General features: G+C 62.4%; 17 protein-coding genes. 9 read left to right on the top strand and 8 right to left on the bottom strand.

All coding sequences use genetic code 11. The features are described 5' to 3' along the window. The first annotated feature begins 385 nt into the window (after positions 1–385). Positions 386–1,720: a lipase family protein gene (locus AC1DVN_RS15075; protein WP_020968441.1), complete on the top strand. Its 1,335-nt coding sequence runs from the start codon at positions 386–388 to the stop codon at positions 1,718–1,720. 38 nt (positions 1,721–1,758) lie between these two features. Then, positions 1,759–2,982, top strand: coding sequence for a PucR family transcriptional regulator (locus tag AC1DVN_RS15070; protein WP_477993978.1), 1,224 nt, complete (start codon positions 1,759–1,761; stop codon positions 2,980–2,982). A gap of 313 nt (positions 2,983–3,295) precedes the next feature. Here AC1DVN_RS15070 and AC1DVN_RS15065 read toward each other — a convergent pair whose 3' ends face one another. Next, entirely contained in the window at positions 3,296–3,652 is a 357-nt protein-coding gene (locus AC1DVN_RS15065; protein ID WP_229757007.1) for a hypothetical protein, read from the bottom strand. 125 nt (positions 3,653–3,777) lie between these two features. Between AC1DVN_RS15065 and AC1DVN_RS15060 the strand changes: the two genes are divergently transcribed. Continuing rightward, complete coding sequence (locus tag AC1DVN_RS15060; protein WP_003945598.1) at positions 3,778–4,212, top strand: cupin domain-containing protein; 435 nt, start codon at positions 3,778–3,780, stop codon at positions 4,210–4,212. On the opposite strand, the gene AC1DVN_RS15055 is transcribed toward AC1DVN_RS15060, so the two are convergent. Next, a complete protein-coding gene (locus AC1DVN_RS15055; RefSeq protein ID WP_477993977.1) occupies positions 4,201–5,406 on the bottom strand; it encodes a cytochrome P450 in 1,206 nt (401 codons plus the stop codon). The genes AC1DVN_RS15060 and AC1DVN_RS15055 overlap by 12 nt on opposite strands. Before the next feature lie 139 nt (positions 5,407–5,545). Between AC1DVN_RS15055 and AC1DVN_RS15050 the strand changes: the two genes are divergently transcribed. The 3 genes from AC1DVN_RS15050 to AC1DVN_RS15040 all read left to right on the top strand — a co-directional run bounded on the left by AC1DVN_RS15050 (position 5,546) and on the right by AC1DVN_RS15040 (position 9,350). Continuing rightward, positions 5,546–6,406, top strand: coding sequence for an SDR family oxidoreductase (locus AC1DVN_RS15050; RefSeq protein ID WP_019746912.1), 861 nt, complete (start codon positions 5,546–5,548; stop codon positions 6,404–6,406). Then, complete coding sequence (locus AC1DVN_RS15045) at positions 6,403–7,131, top strand: acetoacetate decarboxylase family protein (RefSeq protein ID WP_007734116.1); 729 nt, start codon at positions 6,403–6,405, stop codon at positions 7,129–7,131. Before AC1DVN_RS15050 ends, AC1DVN_RS15045 begins: the two co-directional genes overlap by 4 nt. Positions 7,132–7,226: 95 nt before the next feature. Continuing rightward, on the top strand, positions 7,227–9,350 hold the full coding sequence (locus tag AC1DVN_RS15040) for a neutral/alkaline ceramidase (protein ID WP_477993976.1): 2,124 nt from the start codon (positions 7,227–7,229) through the stop codon (positions 9,348–9,350). On the opposite strand, the gene AC1DVN_RS15035 is transcribed toward AC1DVN_RS15040, so the two are convergent. Then, positions 9,303–10,499, bottom strand: a complete 1,197-nt coding sequence (locus AC1DVN_RS15035) for an MFS transporter (protein WP_477993975.1) — start codon at positions 10,497–10,499, stop codon at positions 9,303–9,305. The two genes, AC1DVN_RS15040 and AC1DVN_RS15035, sit on opposite strands and share 48 nt — an antisense overlap. 143 nt (positions 10,500–10,642) lie before the next feature. Here AC1DVN_RS15035 and AC1DVN_RS15030 point away from each other — a divergent pair, with 143 nt between their 5' ends. Then, positions 10,643–11,089, top strand: a complete 447-nt coding sequence (locus tag AC1DVN_RS15030) for a MarR family winged helix-turn-helix transcriptional regulator (RefSeq protein ID WP_003945852.1) — start codon at positions 10,643–10,645, stop codon at positions 11,087–11,089. Here AC1DVN_RS15030 and thrS read toward each other — a convergent pair. Further along, entirely contained in the window at positions 11,086–12,306 is a 1,221-nt protein-coding gene (gene thrS, locus AC1DVN_RS15025; protein ID WP_477993974.1) for a threonine--tRNA ligase, read from the bottom strand. The genes AC1DVN_RS15030 and thrS overlap by 4 nt on opposite strands. A 330-nt stretch (positions 12,307–12,636) precedes the next feature. Between thrS and AC1DVN_RS15020 the strand changes: the two genes are divergently transcribed. Together AC1DVN_RS15020 and AC1DVN_RS15015 are read left to right on the top strand one after the other, a co-directional pair. After that, entirely contained in the window at positions 12,637–13,911 is a 1,275-nt protein-coding gene (locus AC1DVN_RS15020) for a DUF445 domain-containing protein (protein WP_019746908.1), read from the top strand. A 14-nt stretch (positions 13,912–13,925) separates the two neighbouring features. Next, the gene (locus AC1DVN_RS15015; protein WP_019746907.1) at positions 13,926–14,750 is read left to right on the top strand and encodes an Abi-alpha family protein; all 825 of its coding nucleotides are present in this window, start codon (positions 13,926–13,928) and stop codon (positions 14,748–14,750) included. 63 nt (positions 14,751–14,813) lie between these two features. Here AC1DVN_RS15015 and hsaB read toward each other — a convergent pair whose 3' ends face one another. Genes hsaB through hsaA form a run of 4 tightly spaced genes read right to left on the bottom strand, consistent with a single transcriptional unit; the run spans position 14,814 to position 18,361 of the window. Next, the gene (gene hsaB / locus AC1DVN_RS15010) at positions 14,814–15,398 is read right to left on the bottom strand and encodes a 3-hydroxy-9,10-secoandrosta-1,3,5(10)-triene-9,17-dione monooxygenase reductase subunit (RefSeq protein ID WP_003945677.1); all 585 of its coding nucleotides are present in this window, start codon (positions 15,396–15,398) and stop codon (positions 14,814–14,816) included. Then, complete coding sequence (gene hsaC, locus AC1DVN_RS15005; RefSeq protein WP_020906158.1) at positions 15,395–16,297, bottom strand: iron-dependent extradiol dioxygenase HsaC; 903 nt, start codon at positions 16,295–16,297, stop codon at positions 15,395–15,397. Before hsaC ends, hsaB begins: the two co-directional genes overlap by 4 nt. Beyond that, the gene (gene hsaD / locus AC1DVN_RS15000; protein WP_019746906.1) at positions 16,297–17,175 is read right to left on the bottom strand and encodes a 4,5:9,10-diseco-3-hydroxy-5,9,17-trioxoandrosta-1(10),2-diene-4-oate hydrolase; all 879 of its coding nucleotides are present in this window, start codon (positions 17,173–17,175) and stop codon (positions 16,297–16,299) included. The genes hsaC and hsaD overlap by 1 nt, the downstream gene beginning before the upstream one ends. Before the next feature lie 10 nt (positions 17,176–17,185). After that, positions 17,186–18,361, bottom strand: coding sequence for a 3-hydroxy-9,10-secoandrosta-1,3,5(10)-triene-9,17-dione monooxygenase oxygenase subunit (hsaA, locus tag AC1DVN_RS14995; RefSeq protein WP_029537542.1), 1,176 nt, complete (start codon positions 18,359–18,361; stop codon positions 17,186–17,188). Positions 18,362–18,537 lie beyond the last annotated feature (176 nt).

Raw genomic sequence — 18,537 nt, 5'->3', positions numbered from 1 at the left:
TGTCGATGCGAAAGAAGCCTTGTTCTTTACTCTACGTTTACCCTGCCGGGAAAGTTCCCACCGGCATACGTTTCACCGAAAGTATTCGCTGCGAAGAGGGAAACGATGTGGCTACGAATAGAACATCGGTTCCCAGCATTTCCCCCCAGGGGACCGTAGATTGCCCTACTCGATACCGGGGCCTACGCGCATCGCGTCCTTCCTGGAGCGTCCCGCCAGCAATTCCTGTCCAGTCAGATGAAGCGCAGCCGATTCGATTGTGCACATGCACTAATAATTGCAATCACCGCTGGGATCGTGCCGAAGATTTCACACCGCGTCATGCGGTGTTCTTGTTCCAGACGCCTGGAGGCTTTCACCTCATGGCGATGACGCTGGAGGCTAAATGAGTAAGACGTGGTTGCGACACTCGACTGTGGCAATGATATCCGCGGTAGCTGTGCTGGTCGGTGCGAATACTGCGGCGGGTGATCCCACCGATATCGTATTTCCTCCGGACCAGAACCAGCTCCCACAACTGCCGTCCGAACCGCAACTCTACGATCAGCTGCCGATTCCGACCCCCTCGGAAGACCCCTGGTACAACGATCCGGAGGACCTCGCGTCCTATGCACCTGGTCAGATTGTGCGCACTCGGGAGGTGCAGACCCGGTTGGTCGGTATTCCGGTTCCCGTCTACACCAAGCAACTACTCTTCCGATCCAACGATGTCCACGACAATCCGATCGTGACAGCCACGACGGTCATCGTGCCAGGCATTCCGTGGCAGGGAAGTACCCGGCCGGTGGTCTCGTTCCAGGAGGCCATCGACTCCACCGATTCGTCCTGCAATCCGTCGCACACCTTGCAGGTCGGCACGATGAAGGAGTCCCCGCTCGTGGCCGGTTGGCTGGCGCAGGGCTTCGCCATCAACGTCCCCGACTTCGACGGCAAGTTCAACACGTTCAACACCTATGCCGAGGGCAAGATGGTGCTGGACAGCCTGCGCGCGGTGAAGAACGATGAGGGGCTGGGCCTGGCCGATCCCGGCATCGCGTTGTACGGATACTCCGGTGGCGGCTCGGGATCGATGCGCGCTGCCGAACTGCGTGCGACCTACGCGCCCGACGTACGGCTGCTGGGCACGGCCGCGGGCGCCACCCCAGGCAGCCTCACCGGCATCGCACGATATGCAGTGCAGCCGCACCCCGGACTCGCGGGAGCCGGAAATTTCACCATGTGGCTCGGGTTCGTAGCCTTGGCACGGGAATACCCGGACGTGTTCCGGCCTGAGGAATTGCTCACCGAGGAAGGCCAGCAATTGCTGCGCGATTTCCAATCTCGCTGTGTCATCACCATCGCGCCCTCAGGGGCTTACCGCCCACTCAGCGCATATTTCAAGCCAGGTAAATCGTTGGACACCGAACCTGCGGTCATGCAAGTGCTCGAAGAAAACAGTCTCGGCAAGCACATCCCGGACAGCCCGATCCTGTGGTGGCACGGCATCTGGGACGAGATCGTGCCACCCTCGACAGTGCTGCCGACAGTGAACAAGTACTGGGACAGCGGTGCCGACATGCGGTTCATCACCGTACCGTTGCCCGAGCACGGACTCAATGCCGTCACTGGTTGGGCTCCGGCGGTAGCGTGGACCAGCGCCGTACTGCGCGGCTTGTCCCCAGGTCCGAAGTTCAATCTCGGGTCCCCCGCCCCTCTGCCCGCAGGCTTCCCAGGAGCTTGAGCGAATTGGTCGTGGGTACCAGTGACTGAGGAGGCAATATGGCGCATTCCCCCGAACCCGGGCCCGCGCACGACGAGCAATGGCAGCACGTGATCGCCCGGGCGCACGCCCGGGCGGCCGGATTGGCCACCACTCTAAAGACCGACGACCTGCTGCCGCACTCCATGCTGGACGCAGACTTCGTGCCCAGCGTGCAGCTCAACATCGCATTGTTCTTCCGGTCACTCGTCATGGAACACGAACTGACCAGGGAAGACACCCGCCCGATCGTCGAACGGGCGTTGCGACTGATCCGTGACGGCATGTCCCTCGAGGAGATCCTGACCAACTACCGGGTCGGCACCGCATTCCTATGGAGCGAGTCCATCCTGACCCTCGAACCAGATGAGTACCCGCTATTGCCCAAACTCGGGCTGTGCCTGACCAACTACCTCAATCTGGTGGTCACACACATCGCCACCACCCTGATCGAGGACAGCCGGCAGCCACGCTGGGACATCCTGGAACGCCAAGGCGAGATCGCCGCCGACCTGCTCGCTGGACGCGAGGTCAGCGGATGGACGGGCGCACCCGAGATCCCCATCGCGGAATCGTTCATCGTTGCCGCGGTACGACTCGGTCAACCGGCGCCCGGCACCCTCACCGCCCTCCGCGACCGGCTCGGGCTGCTCCCGGGCACCTTCCTCTACCGCGACAACGGCGGTTGGATCGCGCTCGTCCCCCTGCGCCCGGGCGACGAACGCGATCCGGCGTCGGCGTTAGCCAGCCGAATCGTACTGTCCAACAGTGCCATTCAGTCTGAATTCTGGATTGGGGTCGCGACCGCACTTACGCGGGCGGACATCCCCGGGGCCTATGCCGAAGCACGGACCGTCGCCGAGACCGCCCGCGCCCTCGGCCGGGCTGAAACGGTCTGCACCCGAAATCGCATGATATTCGAGTATTCCGTGGCTGCGGGCGGACCCACGCTGACGGCCCTGGCAGCGTTACTCGATCCCCTTGCCGATCATCCTGCGCTGCTGGAGACGCTCGATGCGTTCATCGACAGCGAGTTCAACCACAACGTCTCCGCCCAGGCACTGTTCATCCATCGCAACACAGTTACCTACCGGCTCTCCCGCATCGCCGAACTCACCGGCTATGACCCGCTACTGCCCAGCGGCGTCTCCACTCTCATGGCCGCACGGGTCGGCCAGCGCATCGTTACTTACTCTGCTCACACCGCGAATCCTCACCGGCGCCGCTCCGATCCTGCGGTCTGAGTTTTCAGAAGCTATTGGAGCCGAAGCAACTACTTTGGCGGGCTTCGGAGACTCGCCCGAAGCCCACCAAAGTGGCGGCGCACGTCCCGCCAATCTTCGCTGCATCTCGACAGGCCATCGGTGCTGAAGTTCTTTGCCCCGGGTACCACCGAAAGAAATGCCGATTCGAGCGGCCACTTGCCGAGAGGCGCAAGACGAGCACCGACGCTGTGAAGCCGCTGGACACCTTTTCGGTGCCGGCGGCTTTGTCCATGCCGTATCGCAATTGCAGGTAGGCGGGACGGGCGCCCACAGAGTTCCCGCTTTTGGCGAACTATTGGCCGAAGTTGAACCTGAGATTCGCATTTATCAAGGTGTTGAGCCGCTTTCGCATCCGCACGACCTCCGCCTCGGACGGTATCGGATCTTCGAGGAAAAGCGTCCAACGCAGCATCGTGCCGTTTCCGACCGCCTCGATGTCGAATCGGATGACGGCGTCGGGGCGGTCCGGCCAGATCGACGACCAGATCACCAACTCCGGTTCTTCAGCCCTGACGATCTCCGGTGCGATCTCGCTCTCGAGAAGTTCCAGCCAGTGCCGGGCGGGCTGGCGGTACGGATCGATCAATGCCTCGAACATGAAGCGCGCAGGCGGCGGCTGGCTCCGGCGCCTCGTCGCGACTTGCCGCATGGCACGAGCGTAACCGCCTCTCAAGGGCATACCTCTGCCTTCGCAGTGCTGGATCCACGAAAACTGGGATAAACCGGGCATCGACGGAGGACACTCAGGAGCACATCCGTCTGGGAGGGCCGCTCATGCGTAAACGCCATCAGGTTCTGCTTGCAGTGTCCGCAGCGATCGGGCTGTCTCTGACGCCGATCAATGCGTCGGCAACACCGAGCACGGGAGTACACGGTGAAATTCTCGGGCAGGTGACTTTCGACGGCAAGGACTACATCCTGCGTCAGATCACCATCGACCCCGGCGGTTCCACCGGTTGGCACTTCCACGACGGGACGCTCTACGCACTGATCGCGCAGGGCACGTTGAGCCACTACCGATCCGATTGCTCCGTCGACGGGATCTACAGCGCCGGAAATACTTTGATCGAACCGAGCGGTTCAGATCATGTGCACATCGGAAACAACTCGCAGACAACACCATTGGTACTCGAGGTCGTCTACGTCAATCCGGCGGGCAGCCCCCTCTCCGAAGATGCTGCGCCTCCCAACTGCCAACTACCCGGCTGACGGCGCCGAAGCGGTAAACCGCACCGGCATCGATTCGAGACCGGACACGAAGTTGGCGGCACGCCGCTGCAACGGCGCGTCGGTGGCAAGTGCCATTCCCGGCAGCCTGGCGAAGAGTTGCTCGAACATGATCCGCCCCTCGAGCCTGGCCAGCTGATTACCCAGACAGAAATGCGTTCCGAAGCCGAAGGCCACGTGTGGATTCGGTGTGCGGCCGATATCGAACCGTTCGGCGTTCAGGAACACGGACTCGTCGAAATTTGCCGATTCGAAGAGCAGCAGCATCTTCTCACCTGCCTTCAGCTGCGCGCCGAAGAAATCGGTGTCACGGGTCAGGGTTCGAGCCATGTTCTTGATCGGCGAGGACCACCGCAGCATCTCCTCCATTGCCAAGGGAATGGCATCGGGATCGTCGACTAGCTYCCGGCGCTGGTCCGGATGGCGCAGTAGCTGTTCCATGCCGCCGCTGAGCACGTGCCGTGTGGTCTCGTCACCGCCGATCAGGATCAGCAGGGATTCGTTGACGATTTCCTGATCGGAGAGGGCCTCGCCGTCGACCTCACTGTGAATCAACGTGCTCACCAAATCGTCGGCCGGCTCGCTCCTCCGCTCGGCAATGGTTCGCATCATGTACGCGGTGAAGTCGACATACGCAGCCATCATGGCCTGCAGTTGCTCCTGGGAAGCGTTGCTTCCCAATGCCTTCACCAGATCATCCGACCACCGCAGAAACAACGCGCGTTCCTCGGGACGGACACCCAACATGTCGCCGATGACGGCCATGGGAAGTGGTGCGGCCAGGTCTGCGACGAAGTCGGCTTCTCCTTTCTCACAGACGGCGTCGATCAGTTGATCGCAGATCTCCCGGATACGGCCGGCCTTGGCTTCGACCTTCTTACGTGTGAAACCCGCGTTGACCAAGCGCCGACGCGTGAGGTGCTGCGGGTCGTCCATGTCGATCATCTGCGGCAACGGACCCGTTTCGGGGCGGATGCCGCCGGCGTTGGAGAACAGTTCGGGATCCCGCTCGGCTGCGACGACGGCGTCGTAGCTCGCGGCCGCGGTGATTCCGTTGGCGTCGTCTCGGTACACGGGCTCGTGATCACGCATCCAGGCGTATGCGTCGCGCACATTCCCGAGGTCTCCGCTGTAGAAGCGTCCGTCGATCAAATCGAAGGTCGGTCTGGTAGCCATCACTCCACCTCTCGCACAACCCTTGCCACAATAAGTAGAACCTGTTCCTATATAGCGTGGGGCGTTTTCACCGAAGCCGAACCGGAAAACCTCCAGAATCAGCACGCGAGCCCGCCGGAGCAACGACCAGGAGACACACATGGACGACGACACCGCCTCAGCGGGCATACCCACTTTCACCGGCACATCGATACTGGTGACCGGCGGCGGTAGTGGCATCGGTCTGGGCATCGCTCGTTCGCTGGTTGCGTCTGGCGCTCACGTCACGATCTGCGGACGCAACAAGGAGAAACTCGAAGCTGCCGCCGAATCGATCCGGCAGTCGAGTCCGGAAGGATCGGTCAGCGTCTCCCCTACCGACGTCACGATCGAGGCAGACGTCGTCGCCGCTGTTGCCGCGGCGGTCTCCGTCACCGGAAAGCTCGACGGAGTCGTGGCCTGCGCCGGCGGGAACGAAACCATCGCACCGGTCACGCAACTCGACGTCGACGCGTGGCGCCGCACCGTCGACCTCAACGTCACGGGGACCATGCTGACGATCAAGCACGGCGCCCGGGCGCTGGTGGCAGGAGGCGGTGGATCCATCGTCGCGATCTCGTCGATCGCCAGCAGCAACACACATCGCTGGTTCGGCGCGTACGGCGTCTCGAAGTCCGGCGTCGACCACCTGGTGCAATTGGCGGCAGACGAACTGGGCGCCAGCAACATTCGTGTCAATGCGATCCGGCCGGGTCTGACCCGAACGGATCTGGTCGCGCTCATCACCGACGGTGGCCCCATCCTGGACGATTACCTGGCCAACACTCCGCTCGAACGCGTCGGCGAGGTCGAGGACGTCGCCGGACTCGCTTCCTTCCTCCTCGGACCGCAGTCCACCTGGATCACCGGGCAGATCATCAACGTCGACGGAGGCCAAATGCTGCGCCGCGGACCGGATTTCCGCTCGATGCTCGAACCCGTCTACGGATCCGACGGACTCCGCGGGGTGGTCGCGCCATGAGCTACACGATTCTGGGCAAGAAGGTCGAGATGCCCGTCGAAGTTCGCACCGCGTCGGCCTTCATGGCGTTGTACTCGGTACCCAGCGCAACGGCGCAGTCGATCATCGATTACACCGGCTTGACCGTGCTCCAGTACCGTCCCGGCCGGGCGCTGTGCGGCCTGGTTTTTGTCGACTACATCGATGGGGATCTGGGGCCGTACAACGAATTCGGGGTGACGTACATGGTGCGTAGCCACACCGCGCCTCCCGAAACCTCGGTGCTGGGAGATCTACGTTCGCTCGCTGCCGGAACTGCAGGGGCACTCATTCACGAGTTGCCGGTGGACGGAGAGTTCACCAAGGCCGCCGGCCGGGAAATCTGGGGATTCCCGAAGGTGCTCGCCGAGTTCGACACCGAGCACGTCGGCTCGGTCAAGCGCGGATCCGTCTCGCGCGACGGCAAACTCATCACACAGTTGAGTGTGAAGTCCGGCGTCAGCGTGCCTGGCGGCGGAGCCAACATGTCGTTGGCCGCGTACTCGCATCTCGACGGCGCAACCAGGTGCACGTCGTGGGACATGGCGCCGACCGGCGTCAAATCGCGCCCTGGTGGAGCAGAGGTTCAGCTGGGTAGTCACCCGATGGCGGCGGAGCTTCGGAAACTGGGACTCCCCCGCCGGGCCCTGATGACCACGACCATCAAAAACCTGGCGATGACGTTCGGGGAGGCGACAACGATCTGAGTGTCAGCCGACGGCACCCCTTTCGGTCACGTGTGACTCGGGCTACACTCCTGGACGGTTGACCAACTCGCGTCAGACCGCCCGAAAGGACACTCGTGCAGATCACCCGACGCACCGTACTGGCAGGCGCTGCCGCCGCACCTGCGCTCGCCGCTCTGTCGACGAACCAGGCCGTCGCAGCTTCGCCGGCACGCACCGTTTCACCCGCACGTATCGACAAGTCGTCGTCGTTGCAGGTGGGCGTCGGGATCTCCGATGTGACCGGACCGGTCGCCGAAGTCGGCATGATGGGCTACTCGAGCTTCGACCAACGCGCCGAAGGACTGCACCAGCGAATGCGCGCACGCGCCTTCATCTTCGAGTCCGGCGGGTCACGGGTCGCCTACGTGTGCGTCGACAACTGCATGATCTTCCAGTCCGTTCACGACGAGGTCCTACGCCGGCTGGCTGGGAAATTCGGCGACATCTACACCGAACGCAACGTCATGTTGACGGCCATCCATTCACACGCGGCATGTGGTGGGGCCTCGCACAACTACGCGTACAACCTCGCAGTTCTCGGCTTCGAACTGCAGGTGTTCGAAGCCGAGGTCAACGGCATGGTCGAGGCGATCAGCGCTGCCCACGAGAACCTGGCGCCGGGCTCCGTCCGTTTCGGGCGGTCCGATCTCACCGATGCCAGCGTCAACCGATCACGAGTGGCGTTCGACCTCAACCCCGAAGAGGACAAGGCCTACTACCCCGGTGGCAACGATCACCACATGCGTGTCATGCGGATCAGCCGGGGCAGCAAGGACATCGGTGCGATCAACTGGTTCGCCACCCACTGCGCCTCGCTCACGAACGAGAACCATCTCATCTCCGGGGACAACAAGGGCGCCGCGGCGTACTTCTGGGAGCACGACGACCGGGGTGTGCGTTACCTCGACGGCGACACCAGTTTCATTGCCGCTTTTCCGCAGACCAACAGCGGCGACATGTCACCGAACCTCTTCCTCGAGCCCGGACGCGGACCGACCGAGGACGAATTCGAGAATGCACGCATCATCGGGCTGCGCCAGGTTGCGGCGGCTCGAACTGCCTTCGGCTCGGCCTCCGAAACCGTCACTGGTGGTGTCGACAGTCGGATCATGTACCTGGACATGGCAAATCAGGTGGTGAGCGGAAGATTCACCCCGGACGGGCGCGAGCACCGCACTGCACCGGCAGCGATCGGTGCGGCAATGAGCGCCGGAAGCGTCGAGGACGGGCCGGCAATTCCGATCTTCCCCGAGGGCACCCGAAACCCCATGATCGACGCCTTGGGCGGCATGGATGCTCCTGTGCCTCAATGGCTTCAGGATGCACAGGCCCCCAAGCTCGTAGTCGTTCCGGTCGGCCTGTTGCCACCGGGCGGATGGGTGCCGAACGTACTGAAGATCCAGATCCTGCGGATCGGCCAGTTCTACATCGTCGGTGGCCCTGCGGAATTCACCATCGTCTCCGGATTACGAGTGCGTCGAACCGTCGCCGAGGAGCTTGGGGTTCCCCTCGAGAACGTCATCTTCCAGGGCTACGCGAACTCGTACTCGAGCTACTGCACCACGCCACAGGAATACGATTCGCAGCAGTACGAGGGCGGTTCGACGATGTTCGGCCGTTACACACTGCCGGCCTATCAACAGGGGTACGCCGCTCTCGCAGCCGCGATGCGCGACGGCACCGAACCTCCTCGCGGCCCCGCGCCGGCCGACCTGTCCGGGTTCCAACCCAGCTTCGGACCTGGCGTCGACTTCGACGAGCCCTTGCCGGGAACACAATTCGGCGATGCGACCGTCCAGCCCGGCGACGGCTCACCGGGTGCGCAGGTTGCCGTCGAGTTCGTCACCGGCCACCCCAAGAACGACACTCACCGAAACGGGACCTTCTACGAGATCCAGCGAAATACCGGCGGATCCTGGACACGGGTCGCCGACGACAACGACTGGTCCACCAAACTGCACTGGCGCCGGGTCGGGAGCAACGGTTCCGTCGTGCGCATCACGTGGGATGTTCCGGTCGATACTCCGGCGGGTACGTATCGAGTCCAACACTTCGGTGCGTCGAAGGCTCGGGGTAGCGGACGTATCGCTCCCCTTGTTGGACAAGGGGAGCGATACGTTCACGCGGGGGTCAGAGCGCAATGGCCAGGTTCAGGCGGCGGTCGGGTGCAGCGAGGTGCTCGACGTCGACTGCTCTGACGCTGCCGGGCGGTCGATCTTCGCCGCGACGATCAGGACCAGCAGACCGGCGACGGTGACCGCCGCCCCCATCCAGATCGGGGAGGTGAAGCCGAGTCCCGCGGCGATGGTGATTCCGCCCAGCCATGCCCCGAGCGCGTTGCCGACGTTGAAGGCGGCAATATTTGCACCCGATGCCATGGTCGGTGCGGCCGACGCGTAGTTCATGATCCGCATCTGCAGACCTGGAACCGTCGCAAAACCGAAGGCGCCCATGAAGAACAGCGAGATCACGGTCATGACTTTGCTCTCGGCGGTGGCGGCGAACACGATCAGAACGACGGTCAGGATCGCGAGAATCCAGACCAGCGACTTCGTCAGCGAGCGGTCGGCCGCCTTGGCTCCGAGGAAGTTACCGACGAACAGGCCCGAGCCGAAGAGGATGAGCAGCCACGGAACGCTGGACGTCGCGAAGCCGGTGACCTCGGTGAGGGTGAAGGCGATGTAGGTGAAGGCTCCGAACATTCCGCCGTAGCCGAGGATGGTGATGGCGATCGAGAGCCATACCTGCTTGTTGCGGAATGCCCCCAACTCTCCGCGCAATCCGCCACCGGTCGTGCTGGCAGGCGTCGTCGGGACGAGTGCTGCAATTCCGATCAGGGCGATGACGCCGATGACAGTGATGGCCCAGAAGGTCGAGCGCCATCCGAGTTGCTGGCCCAGCAGAGTGCCGAACGGAACGCCGAGAACGTTGGCGATGGTCAGGCCCGCGAACATCATCGCGATGGCGCCGGCACGCTTGTTGGGCGCGACCATGTCGGCGGCAACCACCGAACTGATCCCGAAGAACGCACCGTGGCACAGTGCCGCGACGATGCGTCCGCCCATCATGACCTCGTAGGAGGGCGCGAGCGCAGACATCAGGTTGCCGATGATGAACAGCACCATGAGCGAGAGAAGGACCTTCTTGCGCTCGAAGCGGGTGACGGCAGCGGTCAGGAGGATCGCGCCGATCGCCACCGACAGTGCGTAGCCCGAGATCAGGTAACCCGCGACGGACTCGGTGACCTCGAAATCAGCCGAGACCTCGGGCAGGAGGCCCATGATGACAAATTCGGTGAGGCCGATCCCGAACCCGCCCATAGCGAGGGCAATGAGACCCAATGGCATCTCGATGTTCCTTTCACAGATTTACGCGTAAGCCGTTAGCGGGCGTGTGCAGTAGTTGCAGGCGCGCTATAAATAGTTGCACGCGCGCGCTACATGCGCAAGCTGGTAACCTGGAGTCGCAGGAAACGGACAAGGAGAATCACATGGGGATCGCCGACGACGCCGTCGAAATCCGTTCGCAAGGGTGGCGCACGCTCGCAGCACTGCACGGCGCCCTCGACACCGAACTGGAACGCGCGCTCCAGCGTGAGCACAAACTGTCCGTCGTCGAATACACCGTGCTCGACGCTTTGAGCCGCCAGGACGGCTGGCACATGCGGATGGCCCAGTTGGCTCGCGCTGCCGCACTGAGCAGCAGCGCCACGACGCGCTTGGTCAATCGACTCGAAGATCGAGGACTACTGACGCGCATCCTGTGCGCCGACGACCGCCGAGGCATCTACACCGAACTGACGCCGGCCGGCCGCGAGCTTCTCGAAAGCGCACGGCCGACGCACGACGCCACCCTCGAGGCCGCACTCGATGAGGCATGCAAAACACCCGAACTCGCGCCACTGGTGCGCGCGCTCCACGAACTACCCGTCGGCTAGAAGTCTGCCGGAAGCAGGGCACGCTCCTCGATGCCCGAGACCACCTGAGCGACAAACACACTCGCATCGACGACCGCCCGCCCACCACGCGCAGGGACCAGAACGTCGACGGTGCCGCCGTGCACCTCGTTGTCCCCGATCACCGCGATGTACGGGTCACGGTGAGTGCGTGCCTCGCGGATGCGACGTCCCAACGATCCGTCAGGCGCGATCGCCACTCGAACATCGCGAGCCTCGAGATCGGCCCGCAAACGCTCGGCCTCAACCTGGTGCCGGTCGCCGACGGGCAGAATCGAGACTTGGTTGGGTGCCAGCCACGGCGGCATCCGCCCTTCGAACCTTTCGATCAAAAGCGCAGTCATGCGTTCCATCGACCCGAGCAAGCCCCGATGGATCATGACGGGGCGAGCCTTGGATCCGTCCTCAGCGGTGTACTCGAGGTCGAACCGCGCCGGTTGATTGAAGTCGAGTTGCACGGTCGAGAGTGTTTCCTCGCGGCCGTGCGCGTCTCGCACCTGGACGTCGATCTTGGGACCGTAGAACGCTGCCTCCCCCTTCGCTTCCACGTACTCGATCGAGCGTGCATTCAGCGCCCCGCGAAGGTGATCCTCGGCGTCCACCCACTGCTCGTCGGTGCCGAGGTACTGCCCCTCTCCCCCTCTGATCGAGAGTCGGTACCCCCGTTCGGCAATCCCCAGAGTCGAGTAGCAGCGCTCGATCGCGACGAGCGCGACGATCACTTCCGCTTGCACTTGTTCACGACTACAGAAGACATGTGCGTCGTCGAGATTGATCTGTCGGACTCGACTCAATCCGCTGAGAACTCCGGAGAGTTCACTACGGAACATCGAGCCGAGTTCACGAACACGGAAAGGTAGCTCGCGATAACTACGACCGCGAGCGGCGAATACCTGAGCGTGATGAGGACAGTTAGCCGGACGAAGGAGAAATGACTCTCCCCCTATCTTCATTTCGGGGAACATGTCTTCCGAGAACTTGGACCAATGACCAGATCTCTCGTACAACTCTTTCTTCGCCATAACCGGGGTGTAGACACCCTGACAACCGGAGCGCGCTGCTTGTTCGGCGGCGAACTTTTCGAGTTCGTTCCTGATGACGGCGCCGTCCGGTAACCAGAGCGGAAGGCCGGCTCCGACCATGGGGGTGGTGGCGAAAAACTCCAGGTCGCGCCCGAGTTCGCGGTGGTCAACGCTCATGAGAGCTCTCCAAATCGTTCAAGGGGAGACGCACACGGAGCGACGAAACAGGAAAGCCCCGGGGCGATAACTCCCGGGGCTGAAAGGGTTCGGTCAGCAGTTGCTAAACGATGCGCCGGAAGAGAACCGGCGTCGTCGTGTTGTGCGCAATACTGACCATGTACGTGAGGTTACATCAACTTCCTACCCACCTACAGCCCGAATTGTCGGGCCTCTATGCTGACGCAACTGGGAAGGCGCAGCAGTAGCCAACGAAACACCCACGAAGAGCGAAGTTTCGGCAATCATGTCCGAACGTGAGGTTCTCGGATATGAGGAGGATGTGCGACGGTGCCGGACCACTTGCTCGAACAGTTGATCACCATTCCTTTGTTCACCGGAATCATCGGGTACATCACCAATTGGTCGGGCGTCCTGATGCTGTTTGCGCCGATCAACTTCCACGGGATCAAAGTGCCCGGCCTCAAACTGCTCTTCCCGTTCCTCCCCCGGCGCGTCCAGGTGATCCCCGCGATCACCAGCGACGGCAGATTCGGTTGGCAAGGCATCGTCCCCTCGCGGGCGGAGAAGATGGCGTCGATCGCCGTCGACAAATCCCTCGCGAAAGTCGGAAGCATCGCCGATTTCTATCGCGTCCTGGACCCGGACAGCATCGCCGAGCACTTGGTGAACATCTCCCGCAGTGAAGTGCGCGGCGTGGTCACCAGAATCATGACGGCCGAGAATCCTCAGCTGTGGCACAACCTTCCGACGTCGGTGAAGGAAGCCGTCTTCCGCAAGGTGGAGGACGATCTGCCGGCCAGCGTGCGCATGATCACCGACCGCATCGAAGAGGACATCGACGAGTTCATCGACGCGAAGCTGATGGTGATCCGCTACCTCTCCTCGCATCCCAAACTGCTCAACGACATCTTCCGCACGATGGGCAACAAAGAGCTCAGGTTCATGCAGAACTTCGGCTTCTACTTCGGGTTCCCGATGGGCTTCGTGCTCGTCGGAATCCTCCATCTGGTTCCGCAGTGGTGGGTGCTTCCCATCGGTGGCGTGATCATCGGGTACATCGTGAACTACCTGGGAATCACGATGATCTTCGAACCGATCACCCCCAGCCGTTGGGTGCCGTGGCGGCAGGGACTTTTCCTCAAACGCCGCACCGAGATCATCGCCGGGTACGCAAAAACCCTGGCCGATCACGTCGTGACGCTCGAGAACATCGGCACCGAACTCCTCGAAGGTCCCCGCTCGGACCGAACGCGGCGGATGCTCGATCAGGTACTGCGCGAATCCGTCGACGACGCCGCCGGCTGGGCAAAGTCGGTGGTCAAGATGACCGTCGGTTCGCAGAGCTACAAGCGTCTGCCCGGCCTGGCCACCACCGAAGTGCTCGATCTGTACCCAAGGGTCTTCGAGGACGCGGAGTTCGCCGAGAGCCAGTCGGAGAAGATTCGTGTCTTCGTCACCGAACGCATGAGCATCCTTTCACCGGAAGATTTCAGTGAACTACTACGCTCAGCCGTCAAACAGGACGAGTGGCTGTTGTTCGTACACGGGGCCGTGCTGGGCTCGTTTGCCGGTTTCCTGCACCTCGCAATATTCGGAGTATGAGTCGGAGTATGAGTATGAGTGAGCACGACCATCGCCTGATCGTCGAAGCGGAATCGTACGACTGGGCTGCGGACATCGCGCCGGTCGAATCCGTCGAAAAGCGTCTGATCCGCAGCCTTGTCGGGCTGACTGCCACGACGACGCTCACGTCGATCAAGCTGACGGGTTGGGCTTTCGGAACGGCGAAGGAGGCGACGCGGCAGATCGTTCAGGCTGCCGCCGAAGCCGCGGCAGAGGCCGCTGAATCGGCCAATGTTCAATCCGAACGTCGGGCCGAGAACTCCAACGGAGACGGCTCGCGGACCGAAAACCTACGGGCGGCAATGGCAACTCGTACCAATCGCAAACAGAGCGTCGAAGCCACTCTCGCGGCGCTGCGGGCACGCGGCGACAGGTTGCTGGACCGTTCCGCGGACGTGACCGATCGCGACGATCTGCACCCGGCCTACGACCGGATCCTTGACGAGATCGCGCCGGACGAAGCTCGAATTCTTCGGTTGCTGGCCACTTCAGGTGCGCAACCGAGCGTGGACGTACGTACGGCGCGGCCGTTCGGCGTCGGCTCGGAGATGATCGACGAGGGTCTGTCGATGATCGGAGAACTGGCGGGATGTCGCCATCTGGACCGCATCAGCGCGTACCTGAACAACCTGCATCGGCTCGGTTTGGTGGCGTTCTCACGCGAACCCGTCGAGGCCGACCGGTACCAGGTGGTCGAGGTACAGCCGTCGGTGATCGAGGCGGTCAAGCGAGCCGGACGATCCAACAAGATAGTGCGTCGTAGCATCCTGCTGACGCCGTTCGGTGACGACTTCTGTCATACCTGTTTTTCTCTGTAGGGCCTCCGGCCCCGTGAGTGGTCAAGGAGGCCCTGGACTCCTTAACCACTCACGGGGTTGCCACTACAGCCAGGTATCTTCTGTCGTGGTCGTCAGGAACGCTTCCAGATCGTCACGCCAGGTAGCCGGAACAGTCTTGTCCGGCTCGATGCCCGTGTACTGCCCGCGATAGAAGAGCAGCGGGCGTTCGGTCTTGATCTCACTCATCGACGACACACGTCCGAAGACGACGTAGTGATCACCGCCGTCGTGGACGGTTTCCACCGTGCAGTCGATGTGGGCGAGCGACTTGTCGATGATCGGTGACCCCAACGGTGATGGCGTCCAATCGATACCCGCGAACTTGTCCGGCTCACGCGACCCGAAACGAGCACACACCGCCTGCTGTTCCTCCGCCAACACGTTGACGGCGAACTTCCCGGTCCGCTCGATTGCCGCCCACGACCGAGAACCCTTGGTGGGGCAGAACAACACCAAAGGTGGGTCGAGTGACAGGGCAGCGAAAGACTGACACGCGAACCCGACCGGCTCACCGTCGTCGACTGTCGTGATGATGGTGATACCCGTGCAGAATTGCCCGAGAACCGTGCGGAACTGGCGTGGATCGATGGCCTGTTCCGCACTCACCGACGCGTCGGGCGAACTCACGGCTTCATTCCCACCGTGAAGTCGTGACCCCACAGGCTCACGGCCGTGCTTTCCCTCGCGATCCAGTTTTCGTCCTCGACCTCTAGCCCCTCACAACCGAATTCGATGTCGAACCCGCCCGGAGTCTTCATGTAGAACGAGAGCATCTCGTCGTTGACGTGGCGACCGAGAGTCGCCGACATCTTGACCTTCTTGCGCAGTGCCCGGTCGAGGCACAGTCCGACGTCGTCGGAGTTCTCCACCTCGAGCATCAGGTGCACGATGCCCGTCGGGTTGGGCAACGGCAGGAACGCCAAGCTGTGGTGACGCGGGTTGCAGCCGAGGAACCTCAGCCACGCCGGGTCGCCGTCCGCGGGCCGGCCGACCATCTGCGGAGGCAGACGCATCGAGTCGCGAAGCTTGAATCCGAGTACGTCGCGGTAGAACCGCAGCGAAGCATCGTCGTCGTCGGTGGTGAGCACGACGTGGCCGAGGCCCTGCTCGCCCGTCACGAACCTGTGCCCGTACGGGCTCACGATCCGGCGGTGTTCGAGAGCAGCTCCGTGGAACACCTCGAGGGAGTTGCCCGAGGTGTCCTCGAACGCGATCATCTCGACGACGCGACGGTCCTTGAGCTGCTCCGCCGTGCCTTCCTTGAACGGAACACCGGCTGCCGACAACCTGTCACGGATATCCTGCAGCTCAGCCGCATTCGCGGTTTCCCAGCCCGAGACGAGCAGACGGTCCGTGTCGTTCGGAACGATGACAAGACGCGCCGGGAAGTCGTCCATACGCAGATACAGTGAATCCGCGTCGACGCCCTTGCCCTCGATCATTCCGAGGATCTTGAGTCCGTATTCGCGCCACGCAGCCATGTCGGTGGCCCCGATGCGCATGTACGCCAGAGATCGAATACCCATCATTTACCTCCGTCGAGCAGGAAGTCGGTTGCGAGCCGGTTGAATTCGTCGAACTTCTCGAGCTGCGCCCAGTGACCGCAACCGCCGAAGACGTGGAGTTGCGCGCGCGGGATCATCTTGAGCGCAACCAGTGCGCCGTCGAGGGGGTTGACCCGATCCTCACGGCCCCAGATCAGCAACACACGCTGTCGAAGCTTGTACGCCTCGCGCCAGAGCATGCCGAGCTCGAAGTCACCGCTGGAGAAGGACTTACCCATCGCCTTGGCCGCAGCCAGCGACTCGGGAGTGCTGGCGGCAGCAAAGCGTTCGTCGACGAGTTCCGGCGTGATCAGCTTCTGATCGAAGACCATGATCCGCAAGAATGCTTCGAGGTTCTCCCGTGTGGGCTGGTAGCTGAACTTCCCGAGGTTCTTGACGCCCTCGGTGGGGTCCGGCGCAAACAGGTTGACACTCAGACCGCCGGGGCCCATCAGAACGAGGCGACCCGCACGGTCCGGGTAGTCGAGTGCAAAACGAACAGCAGCGCCACCACCGAGCGAATTACCCAGCAGATCAACGCGACCGGTGATCTCGAGCGTATCCAGAAGATCATTGAGCGCCGACGCACTGTGCACGAAGTACTGCGGATGCTCCGTCGGCTTGTCGGACTGCCCGTAACCGGGCTGATCGACGGCGATGACGTGAAAGTTCTTCGCCAACACCGGAATGTTGCGGGCGAAGTTCGACCACGACGACGCGCCTGGGCCACCGCCGTGCAGCAGCACGATGGTCTTGTCGTTTCCGACGCCTGCCTCGTGGAAGTGCAGTTTCAGATCGGGGCGCACTTGCGCGAACCGCGAAGTGGACTCGTAGGTGAGAGCTTCTTCGGTGGTTGTCACTGAGCCTCCTCTAGACCATCGTGTCGGTGATCGGCAGACCGAATTCGCCGGTTCCGAACATGACGTATGCGCGTTCGGGATCGTTCGCGGCGTGGACGCGACCAGCGTGGGCGTCGCGCCAGAAACGCTGAATCGGAGTGCCGTTCTGCAGCGCCGTGGCACCGGAGTTCTCGAAAAGCTTGTCGATCGAGGCGATCGCGCGGCCCGTGGCGCGCACCTGGTCGCGTCGAGCGCGCAGCCGCAGTTCCATCGGAACCTCTTCGCCTGCAAGGATCAACGCGTACTCGTCGGCGACGTTGCCGGAGAGCTGACGCCACGCGGCGTCGATGTCACTGGACGCCTCGGCGATACGCACCTTGGCGAACGGATCGTCCTTCGACTTCTCGCCGGCGAACGCAGCGCGAACACGCTTGCCTTGATGCTCGACGTGCGCTTCGTAAGCGCCGTAAGCCATTCCGACGATCGGCGCCGAGATCGTGGTGGGGTGAATGGTTCCCCACGGCATCTTGTAGACCGGCGCGGTGTTGTTTTCGAGGCCGGGGGCGGTCAGTTCGCTCATCGCCCGGAAGCTCAGCACGCGATGCGTGGGAACAAAAACATCCTTGACCACAACGGTATTGGAGCCGGTTCCACGCAGGCCGACCACATTCCACACGTCGTCGATCTGGTAGTCCTCGCGAGGAATCAGGTAGCTCACGAAATCGACTGCGCGGCCGTCCTTGAACACCGGACCACCGAGAACGGCCCAGCTGGCATGGTCACAACCCGAGGACCACGCCCACGCACCGTTGACCTTGTATCCGCCCTCGACTACTTCACCCATACCCATCGGAGCGTAAGAGGACGAGATGCGCACGTCAGTGTCGTTGCCCCACACGTCTTCCTGCGCCTGCTGAGAGAAGAGGGCGAGGTGCCAGTTGTGTACCCCGATGATCGAGGAGACCCACCCGGTGGAACCGCACGCGCTGGCGATCTTCTTGACTGCGGAGTAGAACAGCACCGGATCGGCTTCGTACCCGCCCCACTGCTTCGGCTGCAGCAAGCGGAAGAAGCCTGTTTCCTGGAGTCCCTTGATGGACTCGTCGGGGATACGACGCAGATCCTCGGTCTCCTGTGCGCGCTCGCGCAGTGCCGGCAGTAGTGCGTCGAGCCTCTGCATCACCTCGTGGCTGTCATGGTTACCCACTTCGACGCTCCCGTCTTCCTCGATCGGTTGGTTCACTTACACTTGAGACTAGAACACGTTCTCTTTTCTGTCGAGACGCTGACAAAGGTCCCGTTTGTGGCCGCAATGCTGTAACAAGTGCCCCCAAAATCTGGCGGAACCGGATCGAGTTCTATAACGTGTTCTACTAACAGCTA

Source organism: Rhodococcus sp. P4_E4, assembly GCF_056401575.1.
Note: the sequence above shows the minus strand (reverse complement) of the source record. Positions and strands in the feature narration are given on the sequence as shown.